The following is a 15,935-nucleotide window of genomic DNA, read 5'->3' as shown; positions in this document are numbered from 1 at the left end:
TTTTACTAACTTTAAGTTATCTATTCAATGAACAAGTTCAATTATTCAAAAAATAGTCTGTTTTTTTTATCGAATAATTAAATAACTTTATCTTGTAATGAATAAACAATTGCAAAATCAATACACTATTTATTTCTAATAATATTCAATAAATACAGAAACAGCAATAGATGATTAATTATATTCTAAACATCTTGATTTTGTATAAATATGTAAAAAAATGGTTTTATTTTCATATTAAATCTGTTAATATAGAATTATATTAATTTTCAGAAAAAAATTGAGGTGACAATATGAAAGATAAAATTGTTTTAGCTTATTCAGGTGGATTAGATACTAGTGTAGCCGTTAAATGGCTTATAGATAAAGGATATGATGTAGTTGCAGTATGCTTAGATGTTGGCGAAGGTAAAGATTTAGATGTCGTTTACTCTAAAGCGTTAGATATGGGTGCCGTCGAATGTCATATTATTGATGCAACTAAAGAATTTAGTGAAGATTACGTAAGTTATGCGATAAAAGGAAATTTAATGTATGAAAACAGTTATCCTTTAGTATCAGCACTTTCTAGACCATTAATAGCGAAAAAATTAGTAGAAATTGCCGAACAAACAAAGTCAATCGGTATCGCACATGGTTGTACTGGTAAAGGTAATGACCAAGTACGTTTTGAAGTAGCGATTAAAGCGCTGAATCCTAATTTGAAAACATTTGCTCCTGTTAGAGAATGGGGTTGGAGTCGTGAAGAAGAAATTGACTATGCAGTCAAACATGGCATTCCTGTAAGTATTAATCATGATTCACCTTATTCAATTGACCAAAATTTATGGGGACGTGCAAATGAATGTGGTATTTTAGAAGATCCATATGCTGCTCCACCGGAAGATGCTTTTGATTTAACCGCTGAATTAGAAGATACACCGAATACACCAGATGAAATCGTTTTAACATTTAAAAATGGTATTCCTGTTCAACTGAACCATAAAGACTATGATTTAGATCAGTTGATTTTGACATTAAATGATTTAGCTGGTAAACATGGCATCGGACGTATCGATCACGTAGAAAATCGTTTAGTAGGTATAAAATCACGTGAAGTATATGAAACACCTGGTGCTGAGGTTATATTAAAAGCTCATAAAGCTTTAGAAACATTGACATTAACTAAAGATGTGGCACATTTTAAACCAGTCATTGAAAAACAATTTGCTGAACAAACATATAATGGTTTATGGTTCTCACCTTTAACAGATAGCCTAAAACAATTCATCGATAGTACTCAACAATATGTTGAAGGAGATGTCAGAGTTAAATTATTTAAAGGTAATGCTATTGTTAATGGTAGAAAATCACCTTATACACTTTATGATGAAAAGTTAGCTACTTATACTAAAGAAGATGCTTTTGATCAATCAGCTGCAGTCGGCTTTATCGATATTTATGGACTACCAACTCAAGTAAATGCTTATTTACACGGAGGTTATAGTAATGAGTAATAAAGCATGGGGCGGTCGTTTCCAACAACAACCTGAAGAGTGGGTAGATGAGTTTAATGCTTCTATTGACTTTGACCAAACGCTTTTAGATGAAGACATTCAAGGTAGTATTGCACATGCAACAATGCTTGCGCACCAAAATATCATTTCTGAAGAAGAAAAAAATGCGATTGTAAAAGGCTTGAAAGATATTCAAGCAGATTTTCATAATCACAATATTGAATTTAAACATTCTTTAGAAGATATACATTTAAATATCGAACATGAACTAATACAACGTATTGGAGATCCAGGTGGTAAGTTGCATACAGGTCGTAGCAGAAACGATCAAGTAGCAACAGATTTACATCTTTATGTAAAGAAACAAGTCATTGAGATTCAAGCTCTAATTCGTTCATTCCTAGATTCTATTTTAACTCTAGCAAAATCTCATATAGACACAATTATGCCAGGTTATACGCACTTGCAACGTGCTCAACCTATTTCTTTTGCTCATCATATCATGACATATTTTTGGATGTTAGAAAGAGACTATACACGTTTTGCAGATAGTTTAAAGCGTATTGACATATCGCCTCTTGGTGCCGCAGCATTAAGTGGCACTACACATCCTATTGATAGACATGAAACTCAAGAATTACTTGATTTTGAATATATTTATGAAAATAGTCTTGATGCAGTGAGTGATCGTGATTACATTATTGAAACATTGCATAATATATCACTAACTATGATTCATCTATCACGTTTTGCCGAAGAAATTATTTTTTGGTCTACAGATGAAGCGAAATTTATTACTTTATCTGATGCGTTTTCTACTGGTTCATCTATTATGCCTCAAAAGAAAAATCCAGATATGGCTGAACTCATTCGTGGTAAAGTTGGACGTACGACAGGACATTTAATGAGTATGCTTGTAACATTGAAAGGCTTACCTCTTGCATATAATAAAGACTTACAAGAGGATAAAGAAGGTTTATTTGATTCAATTCGTACTATTAAAGGTTCATTACGTATTTTTGAAGGTATGCTTAACACTTTAACTGTGAATGAAGACCGTTTAAATCAAACCGTCCATCAAGATTTTTCTAATGCAACAGAACTTGCAGATTATTTAGTAGCCAAAAATGTACCGTTTAGAACAGCACATGAGATTGTTGGAAAAATTGTCTTTGAATGTATTCAACAAGGTATCTATTTATTGGATGTGCCTTTTGAACGCTATAAAGAATTAAATGATAAGATCGAAGACGATGTATACGACTATTTAAAACCAGAAAATTGCTTAAATAGAAGAAAAAGTTATGGTTCTACAGGCCAAGATGCTGTACGTCATCAATTAGATGTTGCAGAAAATATTTTAAACAAACATTAATTATAAAACAAAGCGCATTTAATGCTTAGAGCATTAAATGCGCTTTGTTAGTTAAATTTAATTTAATTATTTTAATTTTTTCTATAAATATTGTTAATAAATTAATAGTTTTTTTAATCTTTTGAAAAGTTTATTCTCACGTGATTTTTCGTCTGCTAAAGTTTAAATGTAATTTCAAATTGAAAGGATGAACGTTTTGAAAGTTTCTAAAAAAACAATAGTTTCTAATTTGACATTAGCAAGTATTAGTTTAGCGATATTACATAATCCAGTAGAAGCAAGTACTAATGATAATAATAAAAATAATCAATCTTCTCATTCTACTTCAGCACACCAACAATATAATCAGTCACAAAATAAGTATACTTCAGCAGCAATTAGTAAACATCGTCATCCAAATCATTCTAATTGGATGACTAATCTCACTGACGAACGTTATACTACTATCGCTCATCGTGGTGCAAGTGGTTATGCACCCGAGCATACTTTTTATGCGTATGATAAAAGTCATAATGAATTAGGTGCTTCATATATTGAATTAGATTTACAGCGAACTAAAGACGGACACCTTGTCGCAATGCATGATGAAACTGTTGATCGTACAACAAACGGTACTGGTCGTGTAGAAGATTATACATTAGCACAACTTAAACAGCTAGATGCTGGATCATGGTTTAACAAAACTCACCCTGAATATGCGAAACCAGAATACAAAGATGCTAAAGTACCTACTCTAGATGAGGTTTTATCTCGATATGGTATAAGCGCAAACTATTATATTGAAACTAAAACTCCTGATGTATACCCAGGAATGGAAGAACAATTACTTAAAACATTAAAAAAACATCATATGTTAACTGGTAATTCTTTAAATAACGGCCATGTGTTAATTCAATCATTCTCAGAAGAAAGCTTACTAAAAATGCACCAATTAGATTCAAGAGTGCCATTGATTCGTTTGCTAGATAAAAATGAATTGCAACAGCAAAGTGAAGCGGATTTACAACGTATCAGCTCATATGCCATTGGTGTGGGACCAGAGTATACTGATTTAAATGCTGAAAATACTAAACATTTAAAAGATTTAGGTTTCTTAATTCATCCTTATACAGTGAATGAAACTGCAGATATGCAACGTTTAAATCAATATGGCGTTGACGGTATATTCACAAACTTTGCTGATAAATATAAATCTACCATTCTTAATCAATAATTACATTACTTAAATCATTCTAAAAAGCTCCTAATGGTAAGTATGTCATCCTTACCATTAGGAGCTTCATGATTAATAGTTATATTTAAGCCCATCCTCGATAGCGTGCTGCTTCAGCGGTACGTTTGATTCCTATGATATAAGCAGCCAATCTCATATCGATTTTTCTATTTTGTGCTAATTCATAAATAGTATCAAACGCATCGATTAGTTTTTCACGTAATTTTTCATTTACTTCTTCTTCAGACCAGTAATAACCTTGATTATTTTGTACCCATTCAAAATAAGATACTGTCACGCCACCAGCACTTGCTAATACATCTGGTACAAGTAAAATGCCACGTTCAGTTAGGATACGTGTTGCTTCTGGTGTAGTTGGTCCATTTGCAGCTTCTACAACAATATCAGCTTTAATATCGTGTGCATTATCTTCTGTAATTTGATTTGAAATTGCTGCCGGAACTAAAATATCACAATCAATTTCAAATAATTCTTTATTCGAAATTGTATCTTCAAATAAGTTAGTTACAGTACCGAAACTATCACGACGATCTAGTAAGTAATCAATATCTAAACCATTAGGATCATGTAATGCACCATAAGCATCTGAAATACCAACGACTTTAGCACCCATATCATTTAAAAATTTAGCTAAGAAACTTCCAGCGTTTCCAAACCCTTGAATAACAACACTTGATCCTTTAATTTCTTTTCCTCTACGCTTAGCAGCTTGTTCAATAGCAATCACTACACCAAGTGCAGTCGAACGATCACGTCCTTGTGATCCACCTAAGACTATTGGTTTACCAGTAATAAAACCTGGAGAATTAAACTTATCTAAAGCACTATATTCATCCATCATCCAAGCCATAATTTGAGAGTTTGTAAACACATCTGGAGCAGGAATATCTTTAGTTGGTCCTACAAATTGAGAAATCGCACGTACATATCCACGTGATAAACGTTCTACTTCATGAATACTCATTTGACGTGGGTCACATACAATACCACCTTTACCTCCACCATAAGGTAGGTTGACAATACCACATTTTAAAGTCATCCACATTGATAAAGCTTTGACTTCTTCTTCATCTACATCAGGATGGAAACGAACGCCACCTTTAGTAGGACCTACTGCGTCGTTATGCTGTGCACGGTAGCCAGTAAATGTTTTAACTGTACCATCGTCCATACGCACTGGAATACGTACTTGCAAGAATCTTAATGGTTCTTTAATTAAATCATACATACCATCATCAAATCCCAATTTATGCAATGCTTCTTTAATGATGCTTTGTGTAGAAGTCACTAAATTATTATTCTCAGTCATAATCACTTTCGCCTCTTTTTTCGCAAATGTTTTCGCTTTCATAAGTATTGTAACATGTCTATACTTTTTAAAGAAATTAAATTATGTCATATTACATCATATATATTTACTCAAATACACTTTTAATTCGATTTAACGCTTCATCTAATTCTTCTTTAGTAATGACTAAAGGTGGCGCAAAACGAATCACCGTGTCATGTGTTTCTTTACATAATAAACCTTTTTCCTTCAGTGCTTCGCAAAATGGTCTTGCGCTTTCGTGTAATTCCATACCAATAAATAAACCGCGTCCACGAACTTCTTTAATTGCGGGATGATTAATCTTTTGTAATTCTAATTTAAAATATTCACCTAACTCATTTGAACGTCCTGGTAAATCTTCATCGATAATAACATCTAAAGCCGCAATTGACACTGCACAAGCAAGCGGATTACCCCCAAAAGTAGAACCATGAGAACCAGGCGTAAATACATCAAGTACCTCATTATCTGCTAATACAACTGAAATGGGTAATACGCCTCCACCAAGTGCTTTTCCTAAAATATATACATCTGGTTTAACATTATCCCAATCACATGCGAATAATTTTCCAGAACGTCCTAATCCAGCTTGAATCTCATCAGCGATAAATAAAATATTATGTTCATCACATAAATCTCTAATCGTTTTTAAATAACCTGCTGGAGGAATATTAATACCCGCTTCTCCTTGAATAGGTTCAACTAAAATGGCTGCTGTATTCTTATTAATTGCTTCTTTTAATTGTGTTTCATTACCAAAATCTACTTTACGAAAACCATCTAATAAAGGACCATATCCACGTTGATACTCAGTTTCAGATGATAAAGAGACAGGGGCCATTGTACGACCATGAAAATTCCCATTAAATGCAATAATCTCAGCTTTATTTGGTTCAATACCTTTAACATCATAGGCCCAACGACGTGCTGCTTTTAATGCTGTTTCAACTGCTTCAGCACCTGTATTCATTGGAAGTGCTTTATCTTTACCAGATAATTTACAAATTTTTTCGTACCATTCCCCTAAGTTATCACTATGAAAAGCGCGAGAGACAAGTGTCACTTTATCAGCTTGTTCTTTTAATGCTTGAATAATTTTTGGATGACGATGACCTTGGTTAACAGCTGAATATGCTGATAACATATCTATATATTTATTACCTTCTGGATCAGTAACATAAATTCCCTCTGCTTCTGAAACAACAATTGGTAACGGCACATAGTTATGAGCGCCGTAATGATTTGTTAGTTCGATAATTTGTTCAGATTTAGTCATAATATCTCCCCTTTGCTTATTGTTATATTAAAACTAATCACTATATTTACTGGCTTTCGAAATTCTATTTTAAAACATTAAAATCTCTTTAACCCTATTTATGAAAGCCCTTACAAACATAATGACATATCCCCTTATCATTTTACAAGTAAATTATTTATATTATCTAAAATTTTAATATAACCTTTTTTTCTTAATAAAAAAGGTAGTGGACAAAATTCACTATAAATTCTGTCTCACTACCATACTATTTCATATTTTATTTATTATTTATCTTTACGAGGTAACGGATAAAATCCTTTATTAAATTGTTCCCATAAATTTGGTGGTAACGCATGTTTATCTTCACGATTTGGATCAAAGTACGAGATAATTTCCTCTTCTTTACCCTCTTCAATTTTATTGACAAAGTTATAATCTAGAAGAATTCCACGACCTAATGCTACGAGTTCAATGCCTGTCGATTCTACTGCATCTAAAGCATCATCAGCAGTAAATACAGAACCTATACCAATGACTGGCATACGTCCATCTACCCATTGATGGATAAGTTTTAGACGTTCTTCTCCTTCATATTTACCCTCACGTGTTTTTGAATGAATATCCATAATTGAAATATGAACATAATCAATCGCTTTTTTTGTAATTGTTTTAATTAATTTTTCTGTGTGTTCCATTGAAATACCAGGTGATTCTGCTTCTTCTGGTGATAATCTATAACCTACAATAAAATCTTTATTTGCAAAAGTTTCTTTAACTTTTAATACTTCATCAATCACTGCAAGTGGGAATTTTAAATGGTCTCCCCATTCATCTTCACGACGATTATAATATGGAGAGAAGAATTGATGAATTAAGTAATGATTCGCTCCATGTATTTCTACGCCGTCAAATCCAGCTTCAATGGCGCGACGTGTAGCTTCACCGAAATCTTTAATTGTTTGTTCGATTTCTTCAGTGGTGATTTCTCTTGCATGATGTTCCTGTTGTTGACCAAAACTTTTCATTGAAACGGGGCTCGGTGCCACAACATCTCCATTAGGAGTCAATTCAGGTAAAGCTTGTGCACCACCATGATGAATTTGGACTAATGCTTTTGCGCCATTTTTCTTCATCGCTGTCGCTAAGCGTTTTAAACCTTCGATATCTGAATCATGTGCTACAGATGGTTGGCCTGGGAAGGCCTTACCAATATCATTTACATTACTTGCAGCATTAATTGCAAGACCTACATCTTTTGCACGTTTTTCAATGTAAGAAATTTCGACATCTGAAATGGTACCATCATCATTTGAAGATGTATGTGTTAAAGGTGCAAGTACAAAGCGATTTCTTAATGATACACCATTTGGTAGTGTAACAGTTTCAAATAACTTTTTATATTTATTATTCATAAGTAATTCCTTTCTAAATCTTTTAGTTTTATTATTTTCAAACTATAACATGAACATTTTTATGTCTCTACTTTTATGCTTATATGCATTAATCGTCTTTTTATATTTAGCAATATATTGACATAATAAAAAACGTTACTTAAAAAAGTAACGTTTTAGCGTGTTGACAGTCATTCAATTATTATTACGAATTGCACGTTTAGACTGCTTAATCCAGACCGGTAGGCGTTCTTCAAGCGTTTGAAACCCATACTTTTCTGTCTCTTTAATTTCATCTAATACAGACTGTTTTTCTTTTTTTCGTTCATAATTCTTAAAGTAATCATTATCTTTAAGTGACAAATTAAGCTTTCCTTCATCGTCTATAGAAAGAATTTTAGCTTTTACAATTTGACCTTCTGATAGAAATTTTTTTAGATTATGGACGTAATCATCCATAATCTCTGAAATATGGATAAGTCCTTCAGTATGGTCAGGGGTCTCAACAAAAGCGCCATACGGTTGAATTCCAGTCACACGCACTTTAATATGCTGACCTTCTTTATAATGAGTATTCAACTTGATAACCCCTTATTTCGTTTTTCTTAACATATTAATAATAGCATAAATCCCATACTTGGACTAACCATAAACTAATAAAAAATTAATTTCTTTAGAAATTATATTTCTTCTTCATAAATTTACATTAAAAAGTTCATTTTTAATAAAAAAAGATGAACGTAAATATCTTAATTAAAACAGTTTACGCTCATCTATTTTTTTAATGATATTTCATTGATGAATTAAGCTTTTTTGTCTTCTACATCAATAGATTCAATAACAATATCATGTACAGGCTTATCTTGTGCCCCTACTTTAGTATTTGCAATATCTTCTAATGTAGTTTCACCGTCGATTAATTGACCAAACACAGTATGTTTTTGATCTAACCAAGGTGTACCACCTTTTTCTGCATAGGCTTTAGCAATTGGTTCAGGCCAGCCGCCATCAACAAGCTGATTAAGCATTGTATCTGGTACTTCTTTCATTTGAACGACAAAGAATTGTGAACCATTTGTATTTGGACCAGCATTTGCCATTGAAAGTGCACCATATAAATTAAAGGCTTCTAATGAAAACTCATCCTCAAATGAGCCACCATAAATACTTTCTCCACCCATACCAGTAGCAGTAGGATCTCCACCTTGAATCATAAAATCATTAATGACACGATGGAATGTAATGCCGTCATAATATCCATTTTTTGCATGTGTCACAAAATTTTCAACTGTTTTTGGAGCAATCTCAGGAAACAGTTTAAATGTCAAGTCTCCTTTATTTGTATGCATGATTACTTTAATTTCATTATCTTGTATTTCTTTATTTAACTGTGGATAGTTAGTCATTTAAATTCTCCATTCATGTTATGATGATATAGATACATATTAACATATTTGAAAGGAAGTAATATAGCATGTTATATCGATTCTCTCATAAAACAGGTACTTATGGTGTGACTATTAAAGAAGCTGATGATCATCAAGTTCTAGTACAAGTTGAACAAGTCATTAAGCACCCTAAACAAGGCGATTTACATCATCTTGGTGAAACTGAAGGTGTTTTTTTTCATGAAAGACGCGCCTTAAGTCATTATGAAAAACGTTATGCAACACGTTCTCAATTGAGAGACTTTAATGTAGAAGAAATGAAATATGAAGATTCTTTACAACAAGCAATTACTAAAATGGAAAACGATTTAAAAGAACAGCAAACAGAATATGCAACAATGGCATTACACAATTTAAATAAACTAAAAAAAGACTATTCTATTCAATATAAACAAAATTTTTTCTAGTCGATTTTACGTCTTTCTTCCTATTTAACAGGATAAGTAAAATTACTGATTTTACGTCTTTTCACAGTTTTTCAGAATAAATTGATTCATGTATAATGAAATTCATAACTATTTTTAAAGGAGGAAAATATAGTGAGTTTGATTCATATTGCGGTACTTTTACCGTTAATATTCGCACTCATTATTCCAATCCTTTATCGTTTCTTTAAAAAGATACATTTAGGATGGTTTGTATTACCTATTCCTGTTGTCTTATTTATTTACTTTTTATCTTATATTTCAACTACTCAATCAGGTAATACAGTAATAAAAACATTAAATTGGATGCCCCATATTGGCATGAATTTTGATATTTATCTTGATGGCTTAAGTATACTCTTTAGTCTGCTTATAACCGGCATTGGAAGCTTAGTTGTTCTTTATTCAATCGGCTATTTAGATAAATCTGAACGATTAGGGAACTTTTATTGTTATTTATTACTGTTTATGGGTGCAATGTTAGGCGTCGTACTCTCAGATAATATCGTTATTTTATATCTATTCTGGGAATTAACTTCATTCTCAAGTTTTTTACTTATTTCTTTTTGGAGAGAAAAGAAAGCTTCTATATATGGAGCACAAAAGTCACTAATCATTACTGTATTTGGAGGACTTAGTTTACTTGGTGGGTTAATTTTAATTTCACTTGCAGGACAATCATTAAGCTTACATTATTTAATCCATCACGTATCTCAAATACAAGACAGTCCTTTCTTTATACTTGCAATGGTTTTAATTATGTTAGCAGCTTTCACAAAATCTGCACAAGTGCCATTTTACATATGGTTACCTGATGCAATGGAGGCACCAACGCCTGTCAGTGCATATTTACATTCAGCCACAATGGTTAAAGCAGGATTATATCTTGTTGCACGTTTAACTCCATTGTTTGCGGTATCAGAAGGATGGATATGGACCATTACTTTAGTAGGCTTAATCACACTATTTTGGGCTTCATTAAATGCTACGAAACAGCAAGATTTAAAAGGCATTCTAGCTTTTTCTACAGTTTCACAATTGGGAATGATTATGTCTATGCTAGGTATTGGAGCTATAAGTTATCATTTTGAAGGTAATGAAAGTCAGTTATATATTGCTGGTTTTACAGCCGCTGCTTTCCATTTAGTTAACCATGCTACCTTTAAAGGTGCATTATTTATGATTACAGGTGCCATTGATCATGTCACAGGCACACGTAATGTAAAAAAATTAGGTGGATTACTTACTATTATGCCAATTTCTTTTACTCTTACTGTAATTACAGCATTAAGTATGGCAGGTGTGCCACCATTTAATGGTTTCTTATCGAAAGAAAAATTCTTAGAAGCTATGATAGATGCTACTCATGCGCCTTTATTTAGTTTAAATACCCTAGGAATTATTTTCCCAATTTTAGCAATTGTAGGTAGCATATTTACTTTTGTTTATTCAATCAAATTCGTACTACATGTATTCTTTGGTAAACATCATTCTGAATCATTACCTAAGAAAGCACATGAAGCATCATTGTTAATGTTAATTTCACCAGCAGTTCTAGCAATTTTAGTCATTGTTTTCGGACTATTTCCTGGACTATTAACACATTCTATAATTGAACCCGCTACTAGGTCTATAAGTGGAATATCAACAGTACATGCAGAATTCCATATGTTCCATGGTATTACTCCTGCGTTCATCTCTACTTTAACGATTTGGATTGTAGGTATTATCTTATTATTCACTTTTACTTATTGGATTCGTTTATTAAAAGCACAACCAAACAAATTAAAATTAAATTATTGGTACGACACCACTGGCAAATGGTTACCAAATCATTCCGCTTCTCTAACTAATTATTATGTTAATGGATATGTACGTGATAGTTTAGTCATTATTTTTGGGTCATTAATTGTGCTGACATTCATTACATTAATGAGTGTACCGTTTAGCTTTAATTTTAAAAATATAAATACGATTCATATATATGAAATGATTATTATCATAATACTGACTATCTCAGCATTTTTAGTTGTTATTGCGACATCACGTTTATTTAGCATTATTATGCTTAGTGTTGTTGGCTATGCCGTATCAGTCTTATTTGTCTTCTTTAAGGCACCTGATTTAGCTTTAACACAATTTGTCGTTGAGTCTATCTCAACTGGTCTATTTCTATTATGTTTCTATCATTTACCTAACTTAAATCGTTATAATGAAAAAACAACATTTAAATTGACGAATGCTATCATCTCTATTGGTGTTGGTTTAGTAGTGACCATTTTAGGTCTTATCGCTTATGGTAATAGACATTTTTCTTCTATTGGAGAGTATTACAAAGCACATGTTTATGACTTAGCACATGGTAAAAATATGGTTAATGTAATTCTTGTAGACTTCCGTGGGATGGATACTTTATTTGAATCCTCTGTATTAGGTATTGCAGGTCTTGCTGTTTATACAATGATTAAATTACGAAACAAACATAATAAAACAAGTGAGGTGGAAAGCGATGAATAGGCAAAACAACAATTTAATATTCCAATATTCAGCTGTAATTATTGCTTTCTTAATTGCTTTGTTCGGCATTTCTTTGTTTTTAGCAGGACATTACACACCCGGCGGAGGATTTGTTGGTGGATTACTTCTATCCACTGCTTTAACTATTATTATGATTGCATTCGATATCAAGACAATGCGTAAAATCTTCCCGTGGGATTTCAAAATCTTAATTGGGATTGGTTTATTGTTCTGCGTAAGTACTCCAATGGCAAGTTGGTTTTATGGAAAAAGTTTTTTTACACATACAGAATTTAATCTTCCCTTACCATTACTACACCCTGTTCATATGAATACGCCAATGTTCTTTGACTTTGGGGTTATGTGTGCAGTAATTGGTACAGTAATGACAATTATTATAACGATTGGAGAGAACGAATAGTGGAAATTATCATGATTATTGTATGTGGCATACTTACATCCATCAGTGTCTATCTCGTTTTATCTAAAAGTTTAATCCGTATTATTATGGGAACTACGCTGATTACACATGCATCAAATTTATTTTTAATCACTATGGGTGGATTGAAGCATGGTGAAATGCCAATATATGAAAAAAATATTAATCACTATGTAGATCCAATCCCCCATGCATTAATACTTACAGCAATTGTTATTGCATTTGCTACTACTGCTTTTTTCTTAGTCTTAGCTTTTAGAACGTATAAAGAATTAGGCACAGACAACATAGAACAAATGAAAGGAGTGCCTAGTGATGATAGCAACTAATATGGTCGTTCTTTCATTAGTTATACCAATTATTACCGCTATTATTCTTATCTTTTTAGGGCAACGCTATCAATTAAAGCGTGCGGTTACATTAATAGGCTTAGTTTTAACTTTAATTGTAGCGATGATTAATTTAATCAATGTTAATAAACTTGGACCCCTTAAAGTAGAATTAGGTTCTTGGCCTGCACCATATGGTATTATCTTTTTACTTGATACATTTGGGGCAATGTTGATTGTAACGAGTATTATCATTACTCTTCTCATTACGATCTATTCCTTTACAACTGCTGGAATCGATAGAGAGCGTTATTATTTTCATTTTTCAATCATCTTTATGCTAGTAGGTATTATTGGTGCTTTTACTACTGGAGATATTTTTAACCTTTTCGTATTCTTTGAAGTCTTTTTAATGTCTTCCTATGCTTTGCTTGTATTAGGAGGTACACGTATTCAACTTCAAGAAACAGTGAAATATTTACTTATTAATGTTGTAACTTCGACATTTTTCGTTATTGCTGTTGGTATCTTATATTCGATAGTCGGCACTTTAAATATGGCTGACATTAGCGTAAAACTTAATGAATTATCTCATTCTCATCAAGGATTATTAAGTATTGTATTTATTTTGTTCATCTTTGTGTTTGCAACTAAAGCTGGTGTCTTTCCATTATATGTTTGGTTACCTGGATCATACTATGCGCCACCTTTTGCCATCATTGCATTCTTTGGTGCTTTATTAACTAAAGTTGGCGTCTATGCTATTTTAAGAACACTTAGTCTTTTCTTCCATAACACAATGAGTTTTTCTCACTATACCATTTTATTCTTGGCACTATTAACGATTATATTTGGATCAATTGGTGCCATTGCTTATTACGATATCAAAAAAATTATTTTATATAATATTATGATTGCAGTAGGTGTCATACTCATTGGTGTTGCAATGATGAATAAAATAGGCATTATGGGAGCTATTTATTATACTATTCATGATATGTTAGTTAAGACTGCCCTATTCTTAATTATTGGGGTGATATATCAAATCACTAAAACATCCGACCTTAAATCATTTGGAGGACTAATTAAGACATATCCTATACTCGGTTGGTCTTTCTTTATTGCAGCACTAAGCTTGGCTGGTATTCCTCCATTTAGTGGTTTTTATGGAAAATATTTTATTGTTAAATCTGCTTTTGAAAATGGCTTTTATATAAGCGCAATTATTGTATTGCTCTCAAGTTTGGTTGTGCTTTATTCTGTCATTCGTATTTTCCTTCATGGTTTCTTTGGAGAACCAAAAGGATATGAAATGAATAACAAAGTTAATGTAAAACAAGCAACGATTGTTTCAGTAATTGCCGTTGCCATAACAGTATTATTCGGTTTATCTGCTGATATACTTTATCCATTCATATCAGAAGCAGCTAAATCGTTCTATGATCCTAATGTTTATATTAAAAGTGTATTAGGAGGTAGATAATGATGGCCCTTCAATTTGTGTTAAACATTATATTAGCTATTATATGGATGTTCTTAAGTGGTAGTTACACATTTAATAATTTCTTACTAGGATTTATATTGGGAGTTGGGCTTGTATACTTATTTAAAAAAGTGTTGCCTGGTAGCTTTTATTTAAAAAGAGTATATAAAATTATTAAATTGATAGTTGTCTTTTTTATAGAATTAGTGAAAGCCAATATCGATGTTTCTAAACTTTTGTTACAACCAAAACTTAAAAATCAACCCGGCTTCTTTATTTATCACACAGATTTAAAACACGATTGGCAGATTGTTTTATTGTCTAACTTAATTACTTTAACACCAGGAACTGTCGTATTAGGCATCAGTGATGATAGAACTAAACTATACATTCATTCCATTGATTTTAGTACGAAAGAAGAAGAAGTTGAAAGTATTAAATCGTCACTTGAAAAAGTAGTTAGAGAGGTGGGCGAAGCATAATGGTAAAAACAATTATTATTATTGCTTTAATTATCGTAGTATTATCGATGCTGGCAATGTTTATTCGTATTATTAAAGGTCCCACTTTACCTGATCGTGTTCTGGCACTAGATGCCATTGGTTTACAACTTATGGCCTGCGTTGCTTTATATAGTGTATTTGTTGGATCTAAATATTTACTTGTAGTGATTTTACTTATAGGTATTTTAGCTTTTCTAGGTACAGCAGTCTTCTCTAAATTTATAGATAAAGGTAAGGTGATTGAACGTGATAGCAAACATCATCATTAGTTTATCCATCCTTTTCATTATATTAGGCGCTTTGATAAGCGTAATTACTGCTATCGGTATTATTCGTTTAAAAGATGTCTATTCACGCGGTCATGCTGCAGGTAAGTCTGCTACTTTAGGGGCCATATTTCTATTATTTGGAACGTTTTTATATTTTATTGGAACTAAAGGATATGCTAATATGGAGCTCATATTCGGTATCATCTTTATTTTAATTACTGGTCCTCTTTCCAGTCATTTAATGATGAAAGCATCATATAATAATAAAACACCTTATACTAAAGATACGAAAATTGATGAACTTAAAGATGAGTTTGGTAATAAAAAAATATAATATGATAAAAAAGTGAAGTACTTTGTTAGGCACTGAACCCTTAAAATGGGAACTTAATAAAAACACTATGTTCTAGGCTGCTAATTCTCTGTATTTTACAGGGG

General features: G+C 32.1%; 16 protein-coding genes. 11 read left to right on the top strand and 5 right to left on the bottom strand.

What is annotated here, in order from left to right:
- Positions 1-293 precede the first annotated feature (293 nt).
- The 3 genes from AC2FB1_RS04880 (at position 294) to AC2FB1_RS04870 (ending at position 4,084) form a co-directional block, all read left to right on the top strand.
- Positions 294-1,496, top strand: a complete 1,203-nt coding sequence (locus AC2FB1_RS04880; RefSeq protein ID WP_490674165.1) for an argininosuccinate synthase — start codon at positions 294-296, stop codon at positions 1,494-1,496.
- A complete protein-coding gene (argH, locus tag AC2FB1_RS04875; protein WP_490674164.1) occupies positions 1,489-2,871 on the top strand; it encodes an argininosuccinate lyase in 1,383 nt (460 codons plus the stop codon). Before AC2FB1_RS04880 ends, argH begins: the two co-directional genes overlap by 8 nt.
- Before the next feature lie 187 nt (positions 2,872-3,058).
- Complete coding sequence (locus AC2FB1_RS04870) at positions 3,059-4,084, top strand: glycerophosphodiester phosphodiesterase (RefSeq protein WP_490674163.1); 1,026 nt, start codon at positions 3,059-3,061, stop codon at positions 4,082-4,084.
- Positions 4,085-4,169: 85 nt separating this feature from the next.
- On the opposite strand, the gene AC2FB1_RS04865 is transcribed toward AC2FB1_RS04870, so the two are convergent.
- The 5 genes from AC2FB1_RS04865 to AC2FB1_RS04845 all read right to left on the bottom strand — a co-directional run bounded on the left by AC2FB1_RS04865 (position 4,170) and on the right by AC2FB1_RS04845 (position 9,490).
- Complete coding sequence (locus AC2FB1_RS04865; protein ID WP_490674200.1) at positions 4,170-5,414, bottom strand: Glu/Leu/Phe/Val family dehydrogenase; 1,245 nt, start codon at positions 5,412-5,414, stop codon at positions 4,170-4,172.
- Positions 5,415-5,520: 106 nt separating this feature from the next.
- On the bottom strand, positions 5,521-6,711 hold the full coding sequence (locus AC2FB1_RS04860) for an ornithine--oxo-acid transaminase (RefSeq protein ID WP_490674162.1): 1,191 nt from the start codon (positions 6,709-6,711) through the stop codon (positions 5,521-5,523).
- Between the two features lie 266 nt (positions 6,712-6,977).
- Positions 6,978-8,105 (bottom strand): NADH-dependent flavin oxidoreductase, encoded by a 1,128-nt coding sequence (locus tag AC2FB1_RS04855; protein WP_490674161.1) that lies wholly within the window; start codon positions 8,103-8,105, stop codon positions 6,978-6,980.
- A gap of 174 nt (positions 8,106-8,279) precedes the next feature.
- Positions 8,280-8,663, bottom strand: a complete 384-nt coding sequence (gene ygs / locus AC2FB1_RS04850) for a S1 domain-containing post-transcriptional regulator Ygs (protein ID WP_002455545.1) — start codon at positions 8,661-8,663, stop codon at positions 8,280-8,282.
- Positions 8,664-8,887: 224 nt separating this feature from the next.
- Positions 8,888-9,490, bottom strand: a complete 603-nt coding sequence (locus tag AC2FB1_RS04845) for a peptidylprolyl isomerase (protein ID WP_490674160.1) — start codon at positions 9,488-9,490, stop codon at positions 8,888-8,890.
- 68 nt (positions 9,491-9,558) lie between these two features.
- Between AC2FB1_RS04845 and kapB the strand changes: the two genes are divergently transcribed.
- The 8 genes from kapB (at position 9,559) to AC2FB1_RS04805 (ending at position 15,831) form a co-directional block, all read left to right on the top strand.
- Positions 9,559-9,939: a sporulation phosphorelay system protein KapB gene (gene kapB / locus AC2FB1_RS04840; protein ID WP_490674159.1), complete on the top strand. Its 381-nt coding sequence runs from the start codon at positions 9,559-9,561 to the stop codon at positions 9,937-9,939.
- 132 nt (positions 9,940-10,071) lie between these two features.
- On the top strand, positions 10,072-12,474 hold the full coding sequence (locus AC2FB1_RS04835; RefSeq protein WP_490674158.1) for a Na+/H+ antiporter subunit A: 2,403 nt from the start codon (positions 10,072-10,074) through the stop codon (positions 12,472-12,474).
- Positions 12,467-12,895: a Na(+)/H(+) antiporter subunit B gene (locus tag AC2FB1_RS04830; RefSeq protein ID WP_490674157.1), complete on the top strand. Its 429-nt coding sequence runs from the start codon at positions 12,467-12,469 to the stop codon at positions 12,893-12,895. Before AC2FB1_RS04835 ends, AC2FB1_RS04830 begins: the two co-directional genes overlap by 8 nt.
- Positions 12,895-13,242 (top strand): Na+/H+ antiporter Mnh1 subunit C, encoded by a 348-nt coding sequence (gene mnhC1 / locus AC2FB1_RS04825; RefSeq protein WP_490674156.1) that lies wholly within the window; start codon positions 12,895-12,897, stop codon positions 13,240-13,242. The genes AC2FB1_RS04830 and mnhC1 overlap by 1 nt, the downstream gene beginning before the upstream one ends.
- Positions 13,229-14,725 carry a Na+/H+ antiporter subunit D gene (locus AC2FB1_RS04820; RefSeq protein WP_490674155.1) on the top strand — a complete coding sequence of 499 codons (1,497 nt, stop codon included), beginning with the start codon at positions 13,229-13,231 and terminating at the stop codon, positions 14,723-14,725. The genes mnhC1 and AC2FB1_RS04820 overlap by 14 nt, the downstream gene beginning before the upstream one ends.
- A gap of 2 nt (positions 14,726-14,727) precedes the next feature.
- On the top strand, positions 14,728-15,207 hold the full coding sequence (locus tag AC2FB1_RS04815) for a Na+/H+ antiporter subunit E (RefSeq protein WP_490674154.1): 480 nt from the start codon (positions 14,728-14,730) through the stop codon (positions 15,205-15,207).
- Positions 15,207-15,497: a Na(+)/H(+) antiporter subunit F1 gene (locus tag AC2FB1_RS04810; protein WP_490674153.1), complete on the top strand. Its 291-nt coding sequence runs from the start codon at positions 15,207-15,209 to the stop codon at positions 15,495-15,497. The genes AC2FB1_RS04815 and AC2FB1_RS04810 overlap by 1 nt, the downstream gene beginning before the upstream one ends.
- Positions 15,475-15,831: a Na+/H+ antiporter subunit G1 gene (locus tag AC2FB1_RS04805; protein ID WP_490674152.1), complete on the top strand. Its 357-nt coding sequence runs from the start codon at positions 15,475-15,477 to the stop codon at positions 15,829-15,831. The genes AC2FB1_RS04810 and AC2FB1_RS04805 overlap by 23 nt, the downstream gene beginning before the upstream one ends.
- The last annotated feature ends 104 nt before the right edge of the window (positions 15,832-15,935 follow it).

Source organism: Staphylococcus sp. CoH_129_LAB_1, assembly GCF_058191515.1.
The sequence above is the reverse complement of the archived record's forward strand: the minus strand, read 5'-3'. Positions and strand labels throughout refer to the sequence as shown.

Excerpts from the sequence above, each read along its gene's own strand:
- AC2FB1_RS04880 (WP_490674165.1), top strand. The coding sequence starts at position 294 with ATGAAAGATAAAATTGTTTTAGCTTATTCAGGTGGATTAGATACTAGT.
- argH (WP_490674164.1), top strand. The coding sequence starts at position 1,489 with ATGAGTAATAAAGCATGGGGCGGTCGTTTCCAACAACAACCTGAAGAG.
- AC2FB1_RS04870 (WP_490674163.1), top strand. The coding sequence starts at position 3,059 with ATGAACGTTTTGAAAGTTTCTAAAAAAACAATAGTTTCTAATTTGACA.
- AC2FB1_RS04865 (WP_490674200.1), bottom strand. The coding sequence starts at position 5,414 with ATGACTGAGAATAATAATTTAGTGACTTCTACACAAAGCATCATTAAA.
- AC2FB1_RS04860 (WP_490674162.1), bottom strand. The coding sequence starts at position 6,711 with ATGACTAAATCTGAACAAATTATCGAACTAACAAATCATTACGGCGCT.
- AC2FB1_RS04855 (WP_490674161.1), bottom strand. The coding sequence starts at position 8,105 with ATGAATAATAAATATAAAAAGTTATTTGAAACTGTTACACTACCAAAT.
- AC2FB1_RS04845 (WP_490674160.1), bottom strand. The coding sequence starts at position 9,490 with ATGACTAACTATCCACAGTTAAATAAAGAAATACAAGATAATGAAATT.
- kapB (WP_490674159.1), top strand. The coding sequence starts at position 9,559 with ATGTTATATCGATTCTCTCATAAAACAGGTACTTATGGTGTGACTATT.
- AC2FB1_RS04830 (WP_490674157.1), top strand. The coding sequence starts at position 12,467 with ATGAATAGGCAAAACAACAATTTAATATTCCAATATTCAGCTGTAATT.
- AC2FB1_RS04820 (WP_490674155.1), top strand. The coding sequence starts at position 13,229 with ATGATAGCAACTAATATGGTCGTTCTTTCATTAGTTATACCAATTATT.
- AC2FB1_RS04815 (WP_490674154.1), top strand. The coding sequence starts at position 14,728 with ATGGCCCTTCAATTTGTGTTAAACATTATATTAGCTATTATATGGATG.
- AC2FB1_RS04810 (WP_490674153.1), top strand. The coding sequence starts at position 15,207 with ATGGTAAAAACAATTATTATTATTGCTTTAATTATCGTAGTATTATCG.